Raw genomic sequence first — 20,459 nt, 5'->3', positions numbered from 1 at the left:
ACGATCTAAAAATGACAAAATACACCGTAAAAAAATACCATCCCAATGATGCTGCCATCTGGAATGCGTTTATAGCTCAGTCCAAAAATGCTACCTTTTTGTTTCAGCGCGATTTTATGGAATATCATCAGGATCGTTTTGATGATTTTTCGCTTCTAGTTTTTGAAGATGAAAAACTAAAAGCAGTACTTCCTGCCAATAAAAAAGAGAATAACGTCTATTCACATCAAGGATTAACATATGGCAGTTTGGTGTTTTCGCACAAGCTAAAAGCAGAAAATGTTGGACTAATTTTAGATCAGGTTTTTGTTTTTTTTAAAGAAAATAAGATCAGTACCTTTTATTATAAACCAATTCCAGGGTTTTATTTTCCGGAAGGAAATCAGCAAACAGATTTTTTTTTATTTAAAAGAGGAGCCGTTTTAGAGCGCAAAGAAATGAATCTGGCGATCAATTTAGGATTGCCATTGCAGATTTCAAAAAGCAAATTAAAACACTTTAGAAGAATTGAAGATCTCGATTTAGATATCGTTGAGGAACACCAATTTGATTCTTTTTGGGATAAAATTCTAGAACCTCGATTATTAGAGAAATTTAAGTCGAAACCAGTTCATACCAAGGCAGAAATTACCGCTTTACAGCAAAAATTCCCTCAAAATATAAAACAGTTTTCCGTTTATCAGGAGGACGAAATAATTGCAGGAATAACCATTTTTGAAATGGGAAATGTTGTAAAATCACAATACGGCGCAACATCAAAAAAGGGAGAAGCAGTGCGGGCACTTGATTTTTTATTCATCAATTTAATTGAAAAATACAAAAACGAGAAAAAGCTTTTCTTTGATATGGGAATTGTAAATTCAGATCAGGAAGAGTATAATTCAGGACTTTTACAGCAAAAAGAAGAATTAGGCTGTACTGTTTACAATCAGGATTTTTATAAAATAGAGATAAGATGATATCCTTTTTAGACCTTAAAAAAATAAACGAACCGTATGAAATTGGTTTTCAGCAAAAGTTGAAAACAGTTTTAGACAATGGCTGGTATATTTTAGGCAAAGAAGTAGAAACATTTGAAGAAGCATTTGCAGCATATTGCGATGCAAAACATTGCATTGGTGTTGGTAATGGTTTTGATGCCTTAGTTTTAATTTTTAAAGGCTATATCGAATTAGGAAAACTTCAAAAAGGAGACGAAGTTATAGTTCCGGCAAATACCTATATAGCAAGTATTTTGGCTGTATTGCAGGCTGATTTAGTACCTGTTTTGGTAGAACCAAAAATAGAAACCTACAACATAAATCCTGATTTGATTCAGGAAAAAATTACATCAAAAACAAAAGCTATTTTGGTGGTGCATTTGTACGGTCAATTGGCAGAAATGGATGCTATAAACGAAATCGCACAACAACATAATTTATTAGTAGTCGAAGATGCTGCCCAATCACATGGTGCTCAAGGTAACTTTAAATTTAATACTGAAAATATAAAGCGAGCAGTAGCTTACAGTTTTTATCCCGGTAAAAATTTAGGTGCATTAGGAGACGGAGGCGCCGTTGTTACGAATGAGTCGGATTTAGCAAAAGTGGTCTTCTCACTTCGAAATTATGGTTCCGAAAAAAAATATTATAATGATTACGTTGGCATTAATTCAAGATTAGATGAATTGCAAGCCTCATTTTTAAGCCTGAAATTACCAAACTTAAATGCCGATAACGACAAGCGAAGAGCAATTGCAAAACGGTATTTAGCAGAAATAAAAAACGATAAAATTACCCTTCCTTTTTGGGATTTCTCCAACAATCATGTGTTTCATTTGTTTGTCATAAGAACCCAAAACCGAGACGATTTACAGCAATATCTAACTGAACATAAAATTCAGACTGTAATTCATTATCCAATTCCGCCACATCAGCAAAAAGCCTTTTCAGATTGGAATACTTTGTCATTTCCCATAACAGAACAAATTCATGCTGAAGTATTAAGCTTGCCTATGAGCCCTGTTTTAACGGAAAATGAGGTAGATTTTATTATAAAAATAGTCAATGCGTACTAATGTCGGATAGTAAAAAAGTATATCGGCAAATCTTTAAAACAACCTCTCTTTTTGGTGGAGTTCAGTTTTTTACGATCTTAATTTCGGTTATCCGAACCAAGCTGGTAGCTGTCTTTATAGGGCCTTCCGGAATGGGAATTATGACGTTATTAACTTCGACCCTGAATGTTATTGGCGGAATTTCAGGACTTGGAATAGAAACCAGCGCTGTAAAAAACATTTCAGAAAATTACAAGAGTGAAGATATAAGTACTGTTTCTAAAATCATTAGAGTAGTACAAAGAATCGTTTTTTATACCGGTATTTTAGGAATGTTGCTCGTTGCGCTTTTTTCCAAAGTGCTGAGTGAGATTACCTTCGGAAATTCAAGTCAGACTGAGGCTTTTGTCTTGATATCAATTACACTCTTATTCAAACAATTATCAGTAGGACAATTAGTAGTTTTGCAGGGATTGCGAAAGCTTCGGTTTTTAGCGAAAGCAAATTTGTATGGCAATTTATTTGGGTTGCTTTTTTCCATTCCGTTATATTATTTTTTAAATATTGATGCCATCATTCCCACAATTATAATTAGTTCAGTATCAGCGTTGTTATTTTCGCTGTATTATTCGAATAAGATTAAAATTGAAAAAGAAAAAATCTCTACTGAACTACTTTTAAATGAAGGCAAAGCGATTATCAAATTAGGTATAATGCTGACCATTAGCGGTGTGCTGACACTTTTAAGTGCTTATTTGATTCAGCTTTATGTTGGAAAAACAGGAGGACTCGATCATGTAGGATTTTACAATGCCGGGTTTACGTTACTGAATTCCTATGTAGGCATCATATTTACGGTAATGAGCACCGATTATTTTCCAAAACTGGCAGCGATAAATTCAGATAATGAAAAAATTAGAGAAAGTGTAGTACAGCAGGCTTTTACCTCCATTATGATTATCACACCCATAATTGTTGTGTTTTTAACTTTTGCTTCGCTGATTATAAAAATTCTTTACACACCAAAATTCGATGTTATTATTTCAATGGTTTGTTTTGGTATTTTAGGCATGCTGTTCAGAGCCGTTTCCTGGTCAATGGGATTTGTGTTAATAGCAAAAGGCGATTCTCAGATATTCATTAAAACCGCAATTGGTTTTAATATTTTGTCCGTAGTAATGAATGTGCTGGGCTATTATTTTTATGGTTTAGAAGGATTAGGAATAAGCTTCTGTCTGTATTTTTTACTGCATTTTATTGGTTTAAAAATCATCACTAAAAACAGATACCAATTTTATTTTGACAAAGATTTTTATCAAACCTATCTTGTTTGTTTCTTAATTTGTACTATTACATTTGCGTTTCGTTATATAGAATTTCCAATTCTAAAATACAGTTTAATGCTGGTAATGATTCTCATTTCTTTAGGATTCAGTTATTATCATCTCAACAAAAAGATGAATATTAAAGAAATGCTTGCTTCATTAACGCAAAAAAAAGACAATCAAAATGATTCGAAATAGTTACTCAAAAGGCAGAACATTGTATCACCAACTTAAATTTTACTGGACGGTAAACTGGTTCGCAACTTTGTATTTTAATTTTAAAAAATTCCCTTTTGAAACAGCAAAAAAGCTTCCCGTATTTTTTTATGGAAAAGTAAAACTCACTTCGATCACAGGGCAAGTACACATTGACGCACCCATTCGAAGAGGGATGATTGGTTTTGGACAGCCTTATGAATTAAATACGCTTCACAAAGGCACGGCAGAAGTTAATATCACCGGAACACTTGTATTCAAAGGGCATGTGCAATTTGGCAAAGACTGTTTCATTATTGTTAGAAAGGATGCATATTGCGAGCTCGGGCATTTGGCATCTTTAGGTTCTGGCGGAAAACTGATCTGTGCAGAAAAAATAGTTTTAGGAAGTTATGCTAGATTGGGTTCTGAATGTCAGGTGATTGATACTAATTTTCATCAGATGTTTGATACCAAAACCGGAGAAGTGTACAAAATGACCGCGCCAATAGAAATAGGAAGCTATAATTTTGTCAGCAACAGAGTTACTTTTATGAAAGGAGCTAAAACACCGGATTATTGCACAATTGCATCCAATAGTGTTTGCAGTAAAGATTATACTTCGCTAAGTCATAATACCTTAATTGGCGGAGTTCCTGCAAAATTAATCAGAGAAAATATTTCAAGAGATTGGGAGGCAGAAAAAGAACTCTTAAATAAATGGGTCATTATTTAGTTGATTGCCAGGTATCAAGGTATTTTTGAGCAATTACACTATACTCATGTTCTTTTTCTACAAAAGCTCTGGCACGTTTTCCGATCGCCATTATTTCAGCAGGATTTTCAATTAAAAATGACAGGTCACTAACTAAAGTGTCAACATCTGGCGTTGCATTTACCGCAACTTTCTGAGTTAAATTATAAAAATTCATGAACTCCGTTTCAGCGCCGGTAAAAACAACTTTCCCTTTTGCCATTGCTTCCAAAGCATTATATCCCTGATCGTACGCATACGTCTGATCCAGAAGAATATGTGCTTTATTGTACAGATTAATGTATTCGTTGTACGGAATACTTCTTGCCGTAATGATTTCAATTTTATCGGGATATTTTTGTTGTATTTCTTGAAGAGCCTTTTCAAAAATATCATTTCCTTTCTTAATGTAATTCAAATCGTTGATGCCATGAAAAATGATGATTTTGTCTTCAATTTTCAGCTCGTTGCATTCAATTTTAGCAGTATTTACAGGATTTGGAATTAATCCAAGGTATTTTGAGTTTCCGATAAAAGGCAAATGATAATCTAAATCAGAAGCAATAATGCCGCTGCAATTTTGGTAGATAAAATGATGCAGTTTTTCAAAGGGTTTCGTTCTGAATTTCAAAACATTTCCAAATGATTTTTTGTCAATTTTACCTGTAAGGTATAACGGAATTACAGACTTAAAATTTAGGTTTTCAAAGCAATACTTCACATTCAGATAATCGTATCCACAGCTTAACAGATATAATTTTTTATTATTTTGAATAAGATGCGAAATGATCTTTTTTTCGAAGGGATACGAGCAGTAAAAACTATTTTCGTTAATAAGCTGAACGACATCAAAACCCGAACATTGCTTTTTATACTTTAGAAATTGAAGATACGTTAAGTACGAACTAATGTCAAAACCTGTTACTTTGTAGAGTGCAATTTTAATTTTTTTTAAAATTCCGGTGTCCCATTTTTTTTCAATTAAAAAATCAATAGGAAATTGCTTAAATCCATCGTTATGTCCTATAATTACAACCTCGTGCCCTAAATGCGCTAAGCCTTCTTTTAAGGAATTATGTAAACGGCTAAATTCGCCTACGAGTAAAATTTTCATTTGATGGATATTTAACAAATATATTATATTTTAGCCAATATGATGAAGCCAAAAGTAAACGTAGCCATAATTTCAATTTCTTTAGCCAAAGGAGGAGCAGAGCGTTTTGCCTCTTTATTGAGCAAAATGATTGAAGCTGAAAATATAGCCGTTCACAATATCATCATCAACGATGCTGTTGATTATGATTACAAAGGCAAACTGTACAATTTAGGAACAGCTTCAAGCAGTACGTTTTCTGTTTTTAAGAAAATAGAAAAAGGATATCTGCTCTGTAAATATTTGAAGAATAATAACATAGATGTCGTTATTGATAATCGTCCGCGCAATCATTACATAAGAGAACTGTTGACGACACTGATTTACGGAAGTCGCAGAATAATCTTTGTTATTCATAGTTTCAACTTCAAAAATTATTTTCCGTCCCCACAGTTTTTGTCTCAAAAATTATATCGAAATGCAACAAAATTGGTCTGTGTATCAAAAGAGATAGAAGAAGGTATCCGTGAAAAACTCGGTTTTTTGAATACCATAACAATCTATAATCCTTATGAAGTTGTTGATACTGTTGTTGCTGAAAAAGTAAGTGATAACGAAAACTACATTTTGTTTTTTGGCAGATTCGATGAGAAAGTAAAGAACTTTAGTTTAATGCTCGAAGCTTTTTCGAAATCTGAAATTTATAAAGCGGGATATTGCTTGTATTTATTAGGAGAAGGTCCTGATTTGGTTTTCATTCAAAATAAAATAAAAGAACTGCAATTAGACGAATTTGTCAAAATACTTCCGTTTGTCAAAAATCCTCAGGAATGGATTGCAAAAGCAAAATTTACTATTTTGACTAGTCAATACGAAGGTTTTCCGATGTCTTTAGTCGAATCGCTTGCAGCTGGAACGCCTATTGTCGCAGTTGATTGCAAATCCGGACCCAAAGAAATCGTAAAACCGGAGCACAACGGTTTATTAGTTGAAAATCATAATGCGCCGGAACTTTCTAAAGCAATGAAGAGAATGATTGAGGATGAAAATTTATATAATTTCTGTAAAAAAAATGCCTCAGAAAGTGTAGAACATCTATCTTTAGATACGATTTCTAAACAATGGAAAGCCCTTATTTTATTCGATACAAATGACTAAAAATTCTAATAATCAGTTAATCGAGATCCCTAAAATTCACGACAGACGCGGAAATCTTTCCGTTATTGAAGGTGAAACGATTCCATTTACTTCCAAAAGAGTATATTATTTGTACGATGTGCCAAGCGGAAGCAAACGTGGTGGACATGCTCATAAAAAACAGCAGGAATTTTTGATCGCTTTAAGCGGAAGTTTTGACGTTATTCTAAAAGATGGAAAAACAATCGAAACCGTAACGCTAAACAAACCAAATCTTGGTTTACTGATCGTAGACGGAATCTGGAGAGAATTACGTAACTTCTCTTCCGGAGCAGTTTGTCTGGTCTTAGCTTCAGGTGAATTCGACGAAGACGATTACATCCGCGAATACAAAGAGTTCAAATTATTTAAAAACCGATGAACCTAAGCCTAATTGTGCTAATTTGAGTTTAAAAGCAATCAATATTTTCAAGGCAAAAGGAGGCAATTGGAGTAAAAACCTTTTCTTGAAGCCAATTTTTTGCAGATCGATTGCCTGGTAATAGCTATCGAAAAGAATTTGATTATTGAGGATTTTACTTTTTATGGCAAGAGAAAATCGGTTTAAATCCAGGAAATATTTTAGATCAGCGTTTGTTTTTTCCTGCTCTGAAAATTTAGCAAAATTCAGTTTAGAATCCATTAAAGCAGCATTTTTAGAAAGACTATTTTCATCGTGAGTATAACGAACTAATACCTTCCAAACAAACAGTATCGGAAAAAGTAAACCAATCCTAATCCATAAATCCGTATCCTGACCACTTTTTATTTGGGTATCGAAAACACCGGCTTTAGCAAAGACTTTTTTATTAAAAATAGTACTCGATGTTAAAAGTACAGATTCTTTTATACTAGCTTTAAAATAATTCACAAACTCAAAATCACCTGTTTTTGGAATAGAATATTGAGCAGGAAAAATATTTTTTGAAGTTTCGATTTCTATGGCAGCCGTAAAAACTTTTTGTTTAACAAAATAGGTACAATAATAGTGCATCGTTTCTAAAAACTCAGGATACCAATAATCATCCGCATCAAGAAAAGCGATAAAATTGGCGTTTGCTTTTGTAATCCCCAGATTTCGGGTAGCAGAAACACCTTCGTTTTTTTTACTAAAATACTGAATGCGATCATCCTTAAATTGTAAAACTTTCTCTTCGCTTTTATCCGTAGATCCATCGTTGATTACAATAATCTCAAAATCGCCAAAAGTCTGATCGAGAATACTTTTTATCGTGTTTTCGATAAAGTGTTCTTTGTTGTAAAGCGGAATTATGATCGAAAAAAAAGCCATTTAGTTCGTTTTCAAATTACAGTAATAACCCAATCTATACAAATCAAAAAGTAAAAGTGATGGTTTTGTGCCTAGCAATTGCTTTACAAATAAAGGCTTCGTTATTTTAAAACCAAAAGCAATTAGAGGTCTTAAACGATATTTTTTTACCATTTGAAAATAGGAGGAAAGCTTCACGTAATCAGTCGAAATTAGTTGCGCATTGACTAAGTTTTTTAATCCCAGCACCGCTTCTTCTGACTTTCTGAGAAAGGTTTCACTGCTTTCTAATCCTAAATGATATACCGGATTTTCGATGTGCAGCACTTCTATACTATTTTGTTTTAACTCAAAAGAGAACAAAGTATCTTCATGCCTGAGATTGGCAATGTTTTCATTGAAAGCGACTTTTGAAAAAACGCTTTTTGTAATTAGAAAATTCAGTGTTAAAAAAGAAAGATAAGCGTTTTTGTTTCGTTCGAAAACAGAAAGCGCTTCTCTTTTGGTGCCGTAAACCCAGCGTAAAAGTTCCTCTTTAGAAGGTTTTATACTTTCGTAGAGAATTCCACCATATACTATTTTTTCACAATTATCGATTTGCGCAATATAGTTAGAAAGAAAGTCTTGATGAACAGGAAATGTATCAGCATCTAAAAAAAGCAAATTTTCATATATCGCCTTTTTAGCCAATGAGTTACGAATAGCACTTCGGCCAATATTTTTTGGTAAAGTAGTAAACGAGGCGTTTTGTAATTGATTAATTTGCTGATTTTTCTGTAAAAACAACTCAGATGCATCATCAATACAAATGATTTCAAATATAATTTCAGCTTCCAATGCCATATTATGCAGTCTTTCTGCAAGAGAAACTACATTATAATTGTAAACCGGAATTAAAATAGAAAGCATTACACGCTGCGTTGCACTACTTCGAAGATTCTTTCATCCTCGCATTTAAGTGTTTTAGACGGAAATTTCAATAATAAAGCATAATCGTGCGTTACCATGATTACCGTTTTACCATTAGCATTAATTTTTTTCAAAACTTCTAAAACTTCTGAACTTGTTTGAGGATCAAGGTTTCCTGTAGGTTCATCTGCAAGAATAAATTCAGGGTCATTTAACAAAGCTCTTGCGATAGCAATACGTTGTTGCTCACCACCGGAAAGTTGGTGTGGCATTTTAGTTAGAAAATTCATCATTCCAACCTTGTCCAGTACTTCATCGATTTTGCGTTCCATACCTTCTTTGTCTACCCATCCTGTAGCTTTCAATACAAAAAGCATATTGTCTTTTACAGAACGATCCGGAAGCAACTTAAAATCCTGGAATACAATCCCGATTTTACGTCTCAAATACGGAATATCTCTTTCTTTCAGCGTAGCCAGATCAAACTCTACTATTTGTCCTTCACCTTCTGTCAAAGGCAAATCACCGTACAGCGTTTTCATGAAACTACTTTTTCCTGAACCTGTTTTTCCGATAATGTAGATGAACTCGCCATGCTTTACATCCAAATTAACATGAGACAATATTTTTTTTCCTTCCTGATATATAGTGACTTCTTTAAGAGATAGTACGGTTTGAGACATAATGATATTGATTTTAATGGTAAAAGTAAGAAGTTAGCGGTTGGATTCAAAATAAATTTGAAGCAATTGAAAAGAAAGACTGTAAAAAAATGCTGTTTTAGAAACTTTGAGAACCAATATTTTGCAGTTTAGGCTGCTGTTAAATAAAAACTATTATCAAAATTGTTCATAATAAATGCCTTAAATTTATCGTTATACACCGTATAAAATGATACATTTGAATACTAAATACAATTAAAATGCGTAAACTTTCCTGGCTCTTTTTTCTCCATATAATCCTAATTTCAACTCTGGCTTCGGCACAAAAATCAGCTATATATACCTACGAATTAAAGGATTTTGATAAAGCAGTTGCTTTATATCATGATAAACAATATGAATCGGCGCAGCATATTTTTGAATCTGTAAAAAGACAGGCTGTTACTGAAGAAGTAAAGTCGGATTGTGCGTACTATATTGCCAATTGTGCCATTCGCACCAATAAGGCAAATGCAGACGCATTGATGGAAAAATTTGTTACAGATTATCCAACAAGTACAAAACAAAATCAGGCTTATATTGAAGTCGCACATTTTTTCTTCGAACAAGGTAATTTTCCAAAAGCATTGCAATGGTTTGATAAAGTAGACGAAAGCTACATGAGCAAATCAGAATTGGATAAATTTAATTTCCAAAAAGGATACAGTTACTTCAATGCAAAAAACAAAAAAGAAGCAACAAACTATTTTAATAAAGTAGTCAATTCTCCGGAATTTGGTTCTCAGGCAAAATATTACTTAGGTTTTATGGCGTATGAAGGTGATGATTATAAAGAAGCTACCAAATATTTTGATGAAGTTTCAGGTGAAGAAAAATACAAAGAAAAACTGTCTTATTATCAGGCAGACATGAACTTTAAACTCGGAAATTTTCAGAAAGCGATTGATTTAGGGCAACAAGCTATGAGCAAATCAAATGCGATGGAAAAATCGGAATTGAATAAAATTATTGGTGAAAGTTATTTCAATTTAAAACAATACGGCAAGGCGATTCCGTTTTTGGAGCAATACGCGGGGAAAAAAGGAAAATGGAACAACACCGATTTTTATCAGTTGGGTTATGCGTATTACGAGCAAAAAGAATACGAAAAAGCAATTTCTCAGTTCAATAAAATCATCGAAGGAAAAGATTTCGTTGCTCAAAATGCGTACTACCATTTAGGGTTAAGTTATTTGAATACAGGCAAAAAACAAGAAGCTTTGAATGCTTTCAAAAATGCTTCTGAAATGGAATTTAATGCTCAGATTCAGGAAGATGCTGCTTTAAATTATGCTAAAGTAAGTTATGAAGTTGGAAATCAGTACCAAACAGTTCCGGGAATTTTATTAGATTTCCTTAAAAAATATCCAAATAATTCAAGCAGATCGGAAGTAGAAAAATTATTAGTTGATTCTTATATTTCATCTAAGAACTACAAAGAAGCCTTGATTTTATTAGAAAAAAACAGAACGCCGGAAAATAAAACAGCTTATCAGAAAGTTCTTTTTTACAGAGGTTTAGAATTGTATACAGAATCGAATTACAGCGAAGCATTAAAAATGTTTAATGGAGCTGTCAAAGAACAAAAAAATCCTGAGTTTACGGCACGTGCTACATTCTGGAAAGCAGAATCAGAATATTTATCAGATGATTTTCAGGCTGCCTTATTAAGCTACAAGCAATTTGCTGGTTTGGCGGGAGCTAAAACAACAGACGAGTATAAAAACATCAATTATAATATCGGTTACACTTACTTTAAATTAAAAGATTACGATCAGGCTGCAACTTCATTTCAGGCACAGATTGACAATGCTAAGGAAGATAAAGTACGTTTGAATGATTCGTATTTACGTTTAGGAGATTCCCGATTTGTAGCCACAAAATACACTCAGGCAAACGAAGCTTATACAAAAGCAATGGCAGCAAAAGGAGTTGATGCAGATTATGCACAATTTCAAAAAGCAATGTCTTACGGTTTCATGTCTAAAAACGATAAGAAAATCGCGGAACTGAATAATTTTCTTCAAATGTACAAGAAGTCATCGTACCGTGATGATGCCTTATACGAATTGGCGAATACGTATGTAACAGATAAAAAGAATGATCTGGCGATTAAAACGTACGATCAGTTAATCTCTGAATACAAAACGGGATCATTTACTTCAAAAGCTATTTTAAGACAAGGATTGGTGTATTACAATTCAGATCGTGAAGATCAGGCATTGGTAAAATTCAAAAAAGTAGCAGCAGAATTTCCAAAAACACCGGAAGCTTTAGAAGCCGTTTCTACAGCGAGATTGATTTATGTAGATTCAGGAAAAGTTGATGAATACGCAACTTGGGTACGAACATTAGATTTCGTTGCCGTAACAGACGCAGAATTAGACAACGATACGTATGATGCCGCATTCAAACAATATAGTCAGAATAACAGCAAACAAGCTATCACAGGATTTGAAGGTTACATAAGCAAGTTCTCAAAAGGAATGCATTCGCTTGAAGCTAATTTTTACTTAGGACAATTGTATTATGCAGAAGGTTCAGAAGTAAAATCGGTACCAAATTATGATTTTGTAATTGCACAGCCAAGGAGTGAATTTACAGAACAATCTTTAACAAGATTAGCGCAGATTTTCCTTAAAGCAAAAGAGTGTGACAAATCGATTCCGGTTTTAGTACGTTTAGAAAACGAAGCCGATTTTCCACAAAACAAAAGCTTTGCTCAGGCCAATTTGATGAAATGTTACTACGACAAAAAAGATTATGATAATTCAGTTGTTTACGCTGATAAAGTATTGCAAAATGTAAAAGCTGATGCCAACGTAAAAGCCGATGCTCAAATTATCGTAGCCCGTGCAGCAATGCAAACAGGAGATGAAACGAAAGCGAAAGCAGCTTATGCAAAATTATCTGTAACATCAAAAGGAGAGTTGGCAGCAGAAGCGTTGTATTACGATGCGTATTTTAAAACCAAAGAAGGTAAGTTCGAAGCTTCGAATACATCCGTTCAAAAACTGGCAAAGAATTATTCAGCTTACAAATATTATGGCGCAAAAAGTTTGGTTTTGATGGCGAAAAACTTCTATGGATTAAAAGACAGTTATCAGGCAACGTACATCTTAGATAACGTAATCAATAATTTTACAGATTATCCGGATGTTGTAGAAGAAGCTAAACAAGAATTAAGTGCAATTAAATTAGAAGAATCAAAAACGAATTCATCTATCACGAAATAAGAAATAAATGAGTTTACCTTTTTATATAGTTGATGTTTTTGCAGAAAAAAAATATGCTGGTAATCAGCTGGCTGTTTTTTTGGATGCTGAAAATTTAAGTTCGGCTGAAATGCAAACCATTGCGCGTGAGATTAATTTTGCTGAAAGTACCTTTGTTACTAAACTTGATTTAGAAAATAATAGTGCCGAGATTAAAATTTTCACACCTGGGCAGGAAATGAAATTTGCAGGTCACCCGCTTATTGGAACTTCATGGGTTTTGATCCATAAGATCTATAAAAATATACCGGATAATATAACATTACAAGTTCCAATTGGAGCAATTCCAATTCACAAAACGGATGAATTAATTTGGCTTACAGCGGCTCAGCCTGAGTTTTGGGATGTTTTTGCAAAAGAAGATTTTTTAGCCTTTTCCAATTTACAAAGCGGAGATTTTAATGATCAGTTTCCAATTCAGGAAGTAACCACAGGAAGTGCTTTTGTAATGGTTCCGTTAAAATCTGCAGCAGCTTTAGAAAATCTAGTATTAGACAGAGATAAAATGAATACCTGGCTGCACGCCAATTGCAGAACAAGTCATCACGGATTGTATTTCTATTGTCTGGAAGATTCAAGTATAAAAAGCAGATTGTTTTACATAGAACACAATCAATTATTGGAAGATGCCGCAACAGGAAGCGCAAGTACCTGCTTACAAGCATCACTTTTAAAATACAAGGCTCCGGAAATCGATCTGATCAATTATCAGGGAGATTACATGAAAAGGCCTTCGCAGATTCATTTCAAAGGAAAGTTAACAAACGATCACTTTGATATTAAAATAGGAGGAAAAGCCCAATTTGTAGCAAAAGGCGAATGGGAAGCTTGAGATTTTAGATTTTAGAATGTAGATTTTAGATTTTTAAAAATCATCAAATAGATAATTAAAGATAAAGCAAAAAAGCTTAAAGCCTAGAGCTTAGAGCCTACAGCAGAATAAAAAATAGCTTAAAGCCTAAGGCTTACAGCATAAAGCAAAAAAGATATATGAAAATTAATTTCCAAAATAAAACCATCATTTTGATTTTGCTGTTCGTTTTTCAGCTCTCTTTTTCACAAAAGAAAGACGAAACAATAGGAACAGAAACCGTAAATGTGGTAAAACCTTATTCGCCAACCATTTCAGATGCTTTTAAAGTAAAAGAAATTCCGACTCTTGATGATACAGGAAATCAGCCTAAAGAAACTATTAAATATAGTATTTTGTCTGTTCCGGTAGCTTCGACATTTACGCCTTCAAAAGGAAATGCAGCCAGTGTTGAAAAATCAAGAAAAGAGCGACTATTTAATAATTATGCTACGGTTGGATTGGGGAATTACGGAACCCTGAATGCAGAATTGTTTGTGACGCACGATTTAGGAAATAATGATTATCTGGCAGGAATGTTTCGCCATCATTCATCACAAGGCGGAATAAAAGAAGCTTTGTTGAATGATGAATTTTACGACACCGCTTTAAATGTTGGATATGGCGCAAACAATCGCGATATGTCATGGAGCGTTGATTTAGGATATCAAAATCAAATATACAATTGGTATGGTTTGCCTGCGGAATTTGGTGCTACTTTACCAATGGGACAAGCGGGTGATTTAATTAGAAGCATTAACCCAAACCATTCTTATAATACAATTTCAGTTGGAGGAAATATAGAATTTAACGAAAGTGTTTTTGATAAAATAGATACAAGATTTATTCACTTTTCAGATAATTTTTCATCGTCAGAAAATCGATTTTACTTTAAACCAAGTTTTAAAGTAGATATTATGGATGAGTCAATTAATACCAATATTATTGTAGACCACGTTAGCGGAAGCTTCGATAACAATTATTTTAAAACCAATACGGATCCTTTAAAATACAGTTTAACTAACTTTGGAATAGAACCAAGTTTTGTTGTTCTCGAAAACGAATGGACATTAGAAGTAGGAGCGGGATTGTTCTATGGTTTAGATTCTGAAAACAGCGGAAACAAATTTTACGTTTACCCAAAAGTAAATGCTTCTTATAAACTGGTGGGAGATTTAATGATTTTTTACACAGGTGCAAATGGTAGCTTAAATCAAAATTCGTATGCAGATTTTGTGACTGAAAATCCATTTTTGTCACCAACATTAAATATGAGACCTACGAGCAATCAGTATACGGTATTTGCAGGTTTAAAAGGGAAATTAGCCAACAATGTAAACTATAATCTAACAGGTTCTTATTTAAACGAAAAAAATAAAGCATTGTTTAGAAGCAACAGTTATACCGAGGATTTTACAAATGAGAATTACGCCTATGGAAATTCTTTTGGAGTAGATTATGAAGACATCAGAACGTTTCGTTTTTATGGAGAATTAAAAGCTGATTTTTCAGAGAATGTAACATTTGGTATCAACGGAACTTTTAATAGTTACAAAACAGATGGTCCCGTAGAAGCGTGGAATTTACCATCGATGAAATTGAGCTCAAATCTGGATGTTAATTTTACGAAACAATGGTATGCAGGTTTAAATGTTTTTTATGTAGGAGAACGTAAAGACATGCAGACCAACTTAAATTTCATGACAAATGCGGCTCCAATTACCTTAAAAAGCTACTTCGATGCCAATGCGCATTTAGGATACAAATACAGCGATCGTTTAACTTTCTTCTTAAAATTAAATAACATTGGAAATCAGCGTTATGAAAAATGGCTAAACTATCCTGTGCAAGGATTCCAGGTTTTAGCAGGAGGAAATTATAAATTCGATTTCTAAGATATATTAGCTATAAAGGCAATAATGCCTTATTTTTTAGCCACGAATTCACGAATTAGTTTAAAAAAAACATTCGTGAATTCGTGGCTAATTTTTTTTGAGACTGCACAAAACCTTTGCATCTTTGTAACTTAGAACCTTAGTACCTTTAAAAAAGAACCTCAGTACCTCAAAAAACAATGGAATTCAAACAAAAAATATATTCACATTACCAACAAATGGTTCAGGACCGCATAGATGTTTTTAGAGACATGATTTCGGCTTTGACAGAAGATTCAAAAAACGATGCCAAAGGTTCTGCTGGCGATAAGCACGAAACAGCTTTGTCGATGATGCATATCGAGCAGGAAAAATTGACTAATAAACTCAAAGAAGCAATCACCCAAAAAGCGATTTTAGATAAAATTGATGCTTCGAAAACCACAGAGAATATTATTTCAGGAAGTCTGGTCAAAGCCAATGGGATTTATTTATACCTAAGCGTAGCACTTCCTAAAATTTCGATAGAAGGAATTAATGTTATCGCACTTTCGCCACAATCACCTTTAGGATCTCATCTAATGGGTAATAAAGTAGGTTTTACTTTTGAAATTAATAAAACGCATTACACTATAGAAAGTGTAGAATAAAGTAACGTAGGTATTAGTAGTGCTCAATCTTGTCGTTTCGACGAAGGAGACCCAAGCGACAGCGAACGGACGAAGTAAATCTTTGCGAGAAACTCGACAAAGATTATGGCTACTTTGTCTTGTTTATGACGCAGATGATACCGATTCGCTATGCGAAGACACGGATTGAAGCGGATTTTTTATACTGTTTATAGTAGGCTTATTTTTTACACTCCTTATATTCAGCTCATTTTTTGTCCTTTTCGAAGGGGAAATTTTCGTAAGGAACTCCACAACGAAAATTCAATCTTTCTATAGTTTTCGATACAATGTTTTCTTTATAAAATGACAATGAAAAAGCCCAAAATTGAAATTTTCAAGTTGAGGGCTTTTTTTTAGGTCTAAATTTTACATTTTAAGTGTAAAAACAAATTATTGGTTTAAAATTATAACTGAAATAGTCTTTTGTGTTTTTCAATTGTAACCTATAATGCATCTTTGCCTTATCAAAATAAAAATTATAATAAAAAAAATATAGAATTATGTGTGGAATTGTATGTGCCTTTGATTTAAAGCAAAAAGCGGAAGCCTTAAGACCTCAAGTATTAGAAATGTCTAAAATCATTCGCCACCGTGGACCAGACTGGAGCGGAATTTACAGCAATGATAAAGCGATTTTGTCTCACGAACGTTTGGCAATTGTAGATCCGGCTTCAGGAAAACAGCCTTTGTTTACAGAAGACAAAAAATTAGTTTTAGCTGCTAATGGTGAAATTTACAACCACAGAGAATTACGCAAACAATTTGAAGGAAAATATAACTTTCAGACTGAAAGTGATTGCGAAGTTATCTTAGCACTTTATCAGGCAAAAGGGCCACATTTCGTTGATGAAATGAACGGAATATTTGGATTTGCTATTTATGATGTAGAAAAAGACGAGTATTTTATTGCTCGTGATCACATGGGAATTATTCCATTATACATTGGTTGGGATCAACACGGAACTTTTTACGTAGCATCTGAATTAAAAGCTTTAGAAGGATACTGTACAAAAATTCAATTGTTTCCTCCGGGACACTACATGACAAGTAAAGACGGTGAATTTGTACAATGGTACAAAAGAGACTGGACAGAATATGATGCAGTAAAAGACAACGAAACAAGTATTCCTGCAATTAAAGAAGCACTTGAAGCGGCTGTTCACAGACAATTAATGAGTGATGTTCCTTACGGAGTTTTACTTTCAGGAGGTTTAGATTCGTCTATTACTTCGGCTGTAGCCAAAAAATTTGCACAAAAACGTATTGAGTCAGATGATACAACAGATGCCTGGTACCCACAATTGCACTCTTTTTCAGTAGGACTTGATGGTTCTCCTGATTTAGCTGCTGCTCAGGTTGTAGCCAAACATATCGGAACGATTCACCATGAAATTAAATTTACAATTCAGGAAGGTTTAGATGCTGTTCGCGATGTAATTTACAATTTAGAAACCTATGACGTAACAACGGTTAGAGCATCGACACCAATGTGGTTAATGGCACGTGTTATTAAATCAATGGGAATCAAAATGGTATTGTCTGGTGAAGGAGCAGATGAATTATTTGGAGGTTACCTGTATTTTCACAAAGCGCCAAATGCACAGGAATTTCACGAAGAAAACGTTCGTAAATTAGGTAAACTGCACATGTACGATTGTTTACGTGCCAACAAAAGTTTGGCAGCGTGGGGAATAGAAGGTCGTGTTCCTTTCTTAGATAAAGAATTTATGGATGTTGCAATGCGCATCAATCCACAAGATAAAATGATTAACAAAGAGCACCCAATGGAAAAATGGGTTGTTCGTAAAGCTTTTGAAGATATGTTGCCGGAAAGTGTAGCATGGAGACAAAAAGAACAATTCTCTGACGGAGTAGGATACAGCTGGATCGATACGCTTAAAGAAGTTGTTGGAAAAGAAGTTTCAGATGAACAATTGGCAAATGCGAAATATAAATTTCCATTGCAAACACCAACATCTAAAGAAGAATACTATTACCGTTCGATCTTTGCAGAACACTTCCCAAGCGACGCAGCAGCCTTATGTGTGCCTCAGGAAGCAAGTGTAGCGTGTAGTACAAAAATTGCTTTAGAGTGGGATGAAGCTTTCAAAAATATGAATGATCCTTCTGGTAGAGCTGTGGCAAGTGTACATGACGACGCCTATGTAAAAGCATAAAAAACTTACTTAATATTTTAGTTATTGGAAAGACGTTCTCATTTATGGGGACGTTTTTCTTGTGTATAATATTAATTTGTAATATTTCAATTACTTGAACGGAATTATTAGCAATTATTTAACTTTAATTTTTATATTTGACAAACCCCAAATAGATGAATAAAAGTTAGATTAGTTTATGATGCATTTCAGCTAATGCTTATTTGTTGCCGCCTTTAAAATTTTATATTAAATTAAGAAATAAAAATAGAATCGTATGTCTGGAATATTAGCCGTTATTGGTAAGGGAAAAGACCCGCAACTGGTAAAAGAGCTTTCTAAAAGAATGTCGCACCGGGGTCCTGATGAAAGTGATTTTCAAATTTTGAAAAATGGTAGTATAATTTGTCACGAGAGTTTGTCGATTATTGGGTTGAATTCAGGTAAGCAGCCTATTCAGGGAACAAAAGATGCCTGGATGGTTCATGATGGGGAGATCTATAATTATCAGCAGTTAAAAGAAGGTATCTTAAAAGAACATACATTTAGAACAAAATCAGATTCAGAAGTTATTGTTCATTTATATGAAGAATTTGGATACGATTTTTGTAATAAATTAGATGGAGACTGGGCTTTCGTAATTGTCGATGGAGATGATTATATGGCCGGTCGTGATCCAATGGGAGTAAAGCCGTTGTATTATGGTTTAGATGAAAGAGGAAGAATTTATTTCTCTTCAGAAATGAAACCTATTGCAGATCAGTGTAAAACATTTTCTACGTTTCCACCGGGACATTATTACACCGCAAAAAAAGGATTTGTGAAGTATTATAATCCTGAATATGAGGATTATGAAAAAGCAAACAAAGACTTAAATTTAAGTGTTATAAGAGAAAAACTAACAGAGGCTGTTCGCAAGCGTTTAATGAGCGAAGTTCCTGTTGGAGTATTGCTTTCAGGAGGATTAGATTCTTCTTTAACGTCTGCAATTGCAGCTCGATTATTAGCAGATAGCGGAGAAAAACTGCATTCTTTTTCAGTAGCATTAAATGCAGATGCTCCAGATGCACAAGCAGCCAGAAAAGCAGCAGCATTTTTAGGAACAGAACACCATGAAATTCATTTTTCTGTAAAAGAAGGAATAGAAGTTTTAGAAAAAATAATTTTATATATTGAAACCTATGACATTATCTCAGTAAGAGCTAGTGTGCCAATGTATTTGATGTCTAAAGCAATCGCAGAAAAGGGCGTAAAAGTAATTCTTTCAGGAGAAGGAGCTGATGAAATTTTTGGAGGTCATTTGTATTTTAGAAATGCACCATCTACAGAAGAATTTCAAAAAGAAACCATCGAAAGAGTTCAGAAATTATTTACCGCAGATTTATTGCGTGCTGATAAATCGACAATGGCAAATGGTATCGAAACAAGGGTGCCGTTTTTAGACAAAGATTTCCTTGATGCAACGATTCGTATCAAAGCAGAAGAAAAACAGCCTAAAACGTACAATGGGGTTGAAAAATACATTTTAAGAAAAGCATTCGATACACCTGAACAGCCGTATTTACCGGACGATATTTTATGGCGTCAGAAAGAACAGTTTTCTGATGGAGTTGGTTACAGCTGGATTGATGAACTGATCGAGTATTGCGCTTCTCAGGTGTCTGATGAGCAGTTAGAAGGAGCAGCAGCAGAATTTCCGTATAATTCACCAACAACAAAAGAAGCGTACTTGTATCGCTCTATTTTTCATAAATACTATCCACAGGTCAGCGCGGCACAAACCGTTCGTAAATGGATTCCAAAATGGCAGGAAAACCTGGATCCAAGTGGAAGAGCAAATGCGGCCCACGTAAAAGGAGGGATCGAAAATGTAAAATCCGGAGTAATAGCGTAGTTTTTTAGAAACACAGTTTTACTATAATCACCCAATCCGAAATGAGCTTTTTTAGAAGTTCATTTCGGATTTTGTTTTTAAAATCAGATTAAGAATTTAACATTAAAATTTATTTGATAAATGGAAATTGAAATTGTAGCTGGAATTTGCCTTTTTAATTGACTTTTTTTGATAATATGTTAATAACTTACCTGCTTTAAATTGGATTTTAACGGATATATAATTTGCGTTTTTATATATTTGCGTGTTAGACAATAATTACATTTTTTAGAATAAATTAT

The 20,459-nt window shown here is 33.8% G+C and carries 16 protein-coding genes; 12 read left to right on the top strand and 4 right to left on the bottom strand.

Annotated elements, in window-relative coordinates; all coding sequences use genetic code 11:
- Nucleotides 1-11 precede the first annotated feature (11 nt).
- Genes B0A66_RS02280 through B0A66_RS02265 form a run of 4 tightly spaced genes read left to right on the top strand, consistent with a single transcriptional unit; the run spans nucleotide 12 to nucleotide 4,291 of the window.
- Nucleotides 12-959 (top strand): FemAB family protein, encoded by a 948-nt coding sequence (locus tag B0A66_RS02280; RefSeq protein WP_089048232.1) that lies wholly within the window; start codon nucleotides 12-14, stop codon nucleotides 957-959.
- A complete protein-coding gene (locus B0A66_RS02275) occupies nucleotides 956-2,056 on the top strand; it encodes a DegT/DnrJ/EryC1/StrS family aminotransferase (RefSeq protein ID WP_089048231.1) in 1,101 nt (366 codons plus the stop codon). The genes B0A66_RS02280 and B0A66_RS02275 overlap by 4 nt, the downstream gene beginning before the upstream one ends.
- Nucleotides 2,056-3,558, top strand: coding sequence for an O-antigen translocase (locus B0A66_RS02270; protein WP_089048230.1), 1,503 nt, complete (start codon nucleotides 2,056-2,058; stop codon nucleotides 3,556-3,558). The genes B0A66_RS02275 and B0A66_RS02270 overlap by 1 nt, the downstream gene beginning before the upstream one ends.
- The gene (locus tag B0A66_RS02265) at nucleotides 3,545-4,291 is read left to right on the top strand and encodes an acyltransferase (protein ID WP_244283375.1); all 747 of its coding nucleotides are present in this window, start codon (nucleotides 3,545-3,547) and stop codon (nucleotides 4,289-4,291) included. Before B0A66_RS02270 ends, B0A66_RS02265 begins: the two co-directional genes overlap by 14 nt.
- On the opposite strand, the gene B0A66_RS02260 is transcribed toward B0A66_RS02265, so the two are convergent.
- Entirely contained in the window at nucleotides 4,284-5,423 is a 1,140-nt protein-coding gene (locus B0A66_RS02260; protein ID WP_089048229.1) for a glycosyltransferase family protein, read from the bottom strand. The genes B0A66_RS02265 and B0A66_RS02260 overlap by 8 nt on opposite strands.
- Nucleotides 5,424-5,462: 39 nt before the next feature.
- On the opposite strand from B0A66_RS02260, the gene B0A66_RS02255 reads away from it, so the two are divergent.
- A complete protein-coding gene (locus tag B0A66_RS02255) occupies nucleotides 5,463-6,560 on the top strand; it encodes a glycosyltransferase (protein ID WP_089048228.1) in 1,098 nt (365 codons plus the stop codon).
- Nucleotides 6,553-6,960, top strand: coding sequence for a sugar 3,4-ketoisomerase (locus tag B0A66_RS02250; protein WP_089048227.1), 408 nt, complete (start codon nucleotides 6,553-6,555; stop codon nucleotides 6,958-6,960). Before B0A66_RS02255 ends, B0A66_RS02250 begins: the two co-directional genes overlap by 8 nt.
- On the opposite strand, the gene B0A66_RS02245 is transcribed toward B0A66_RS02250, so the two are convergent.
- Genes B0A66_RS02245 through B0A66_RS02235 form a run of 3 tightly spaced genes read right to left on the bottom strand, consistent with a single transcriptional unit; the run spans nucleotide 6,943 to nucleotide 9,440 of the window.
- Complete coding sequence (locus B0A66_RS02245) at nucleotides 6,943-7,869, bottom strand: glycosyltransferase family 2 protein (RefSeq protein ID WP_089048226.1); 927 nt, start codon at nucleotides 7,867-7,869, stop codon at nucleotides 6,943-6,945. The genes B0A66_RS02250 and B0A66_RS02245 overlap by 18 nt on opposite strands.
- Nucleotides 7,870-8,757 carry a glycosyltransferase gene (locus tag B0A66_RS02240; RefSeq protein ID WP_089048225.1) on the bottom strand — a complete coding sequence of 296 codons (888 nt, stop codon included), beginning with the start codon at nucleotides 8,755-8,757 and terminating at the stop codon, nucleotides 7,870-7,872.
- Nucleotides 8,757-9,440 carry a cell division ATP-binding protein FtsE gene (locus B0A66_RS02235; RefSeq protein WP_089048224.1) on the bottom strand — a complete coding sequence of 228 codons (684 nt, stop codon included), beginning with the start codon at nucleotides 9,438-9,440 and terminating at the stop codon, nucleotides 8,757-8,759. The genes B0A66_RS02240 and B0A66_RS02235 overlap by 1 nt, the downstream gene beginning before the upstream one ends.
- 239 nt (nucleotides 9,441-9,679) lie before the next feature.
- On the opposite strand from B0A66_RS02235, the gene B0A66_RS02230 reads away from it, so the two are divergent.
- From B0A66_RS02230 to asnB (B0A66_RS02205), 6 genes are all read left to right on the top strand, one after another.
- Nucleotides 9,680-12,694 (top strand): tetratricopeptide repeat protein, encoded by a 3,015-nt coding sequence (locus B0A66_RS02230; RefSeq protein ID WP_089048223.1) that lies wholly within the window; start codon nucleotides 9,680-9,682, stop codon nucleotides 12,692-12,694.
- A 7-nt stretch (nucleotides 12,695-12,701) separates the two neighbouring features.
- On the top strand, nucleotides 12,702-13,565 hold the full coding sequence (locus B0A66_RS02225; RefSeq protein WP_089048222.1) for a PhzF family phenazine biosynthesis protein: 864 nt from the start codon (nucleotides 12,702-12,704) through the stop codon (nucleotides 13,563-13,565).
- 158 nt (nucleotides 13,566-13,723) lie between these two features.
- Complete coding sequence (locus B0A66_RS02220) at nucleotides 13,724-15,478, top strand: TonB-dependent receptor (RefSeq protein ID WP_089048221.1); 1,755 nt, start codon at nucleotides 13,724-13,726, stop codon at nucleotides 15,476-15,478.
- 179 nt (nucleotides 15,479-15,657) lie between these two features.
- Complete coding sequence (locus tag B0A66_RS02215; protein ID WP_089048220.1) at nucleotides 15,658-16,107, top strand: hypothetical protein; 450 nt, start codon at nucleotides 15,658-15,660, stop codon at nucleotides 16,105-16,107.
- A gap of 521 nt (nucleotides 16,108-16,628) precedes the next feature.
- On the top strand, nucleotides 16,629-18,305 hold the full coding sequence (asnB, locus tag B0A66_RS02210) for an asparagine synthase B (protein WP_089048219.1): 1,677 nt from the start codon (nucleotides 16,629-16,631) through the stop codon (nucleotides 18,303-18,305).
- A 256-nt stretch (nucleotides 18,306-18,561) separates the two neighbouring features.
- On the top strand, nucleotides 18,562-20,178 hold the full coding sequence (asnB, locus tag B0A66_RS02205) for an asparagine synthase B (RefSeq protein WP_089048218.1): 1,617 nt from the start codon (nucleotides 18,562-18,564) through the stop codon (nucleotides 20,176-20,178).
- Nucleotides 20,179-20,459: the final 281 nt, after the last annotated feature.

This window comes from Flavobacterium hercynium (assembly GCF_002217285.1).
Taxonomy (GTDB): domain Bacteria; phylum Bacteroidota; class Bacteroidia; order Flavobacteriales; family Flavobacteriaceae; genus Flavobacterium; species Flavobacterium hercynium.
Note: the sequence above shows the minus strand (reverse complement) of the source record. Positions and strands in the feature narration are given on the sequence as shown.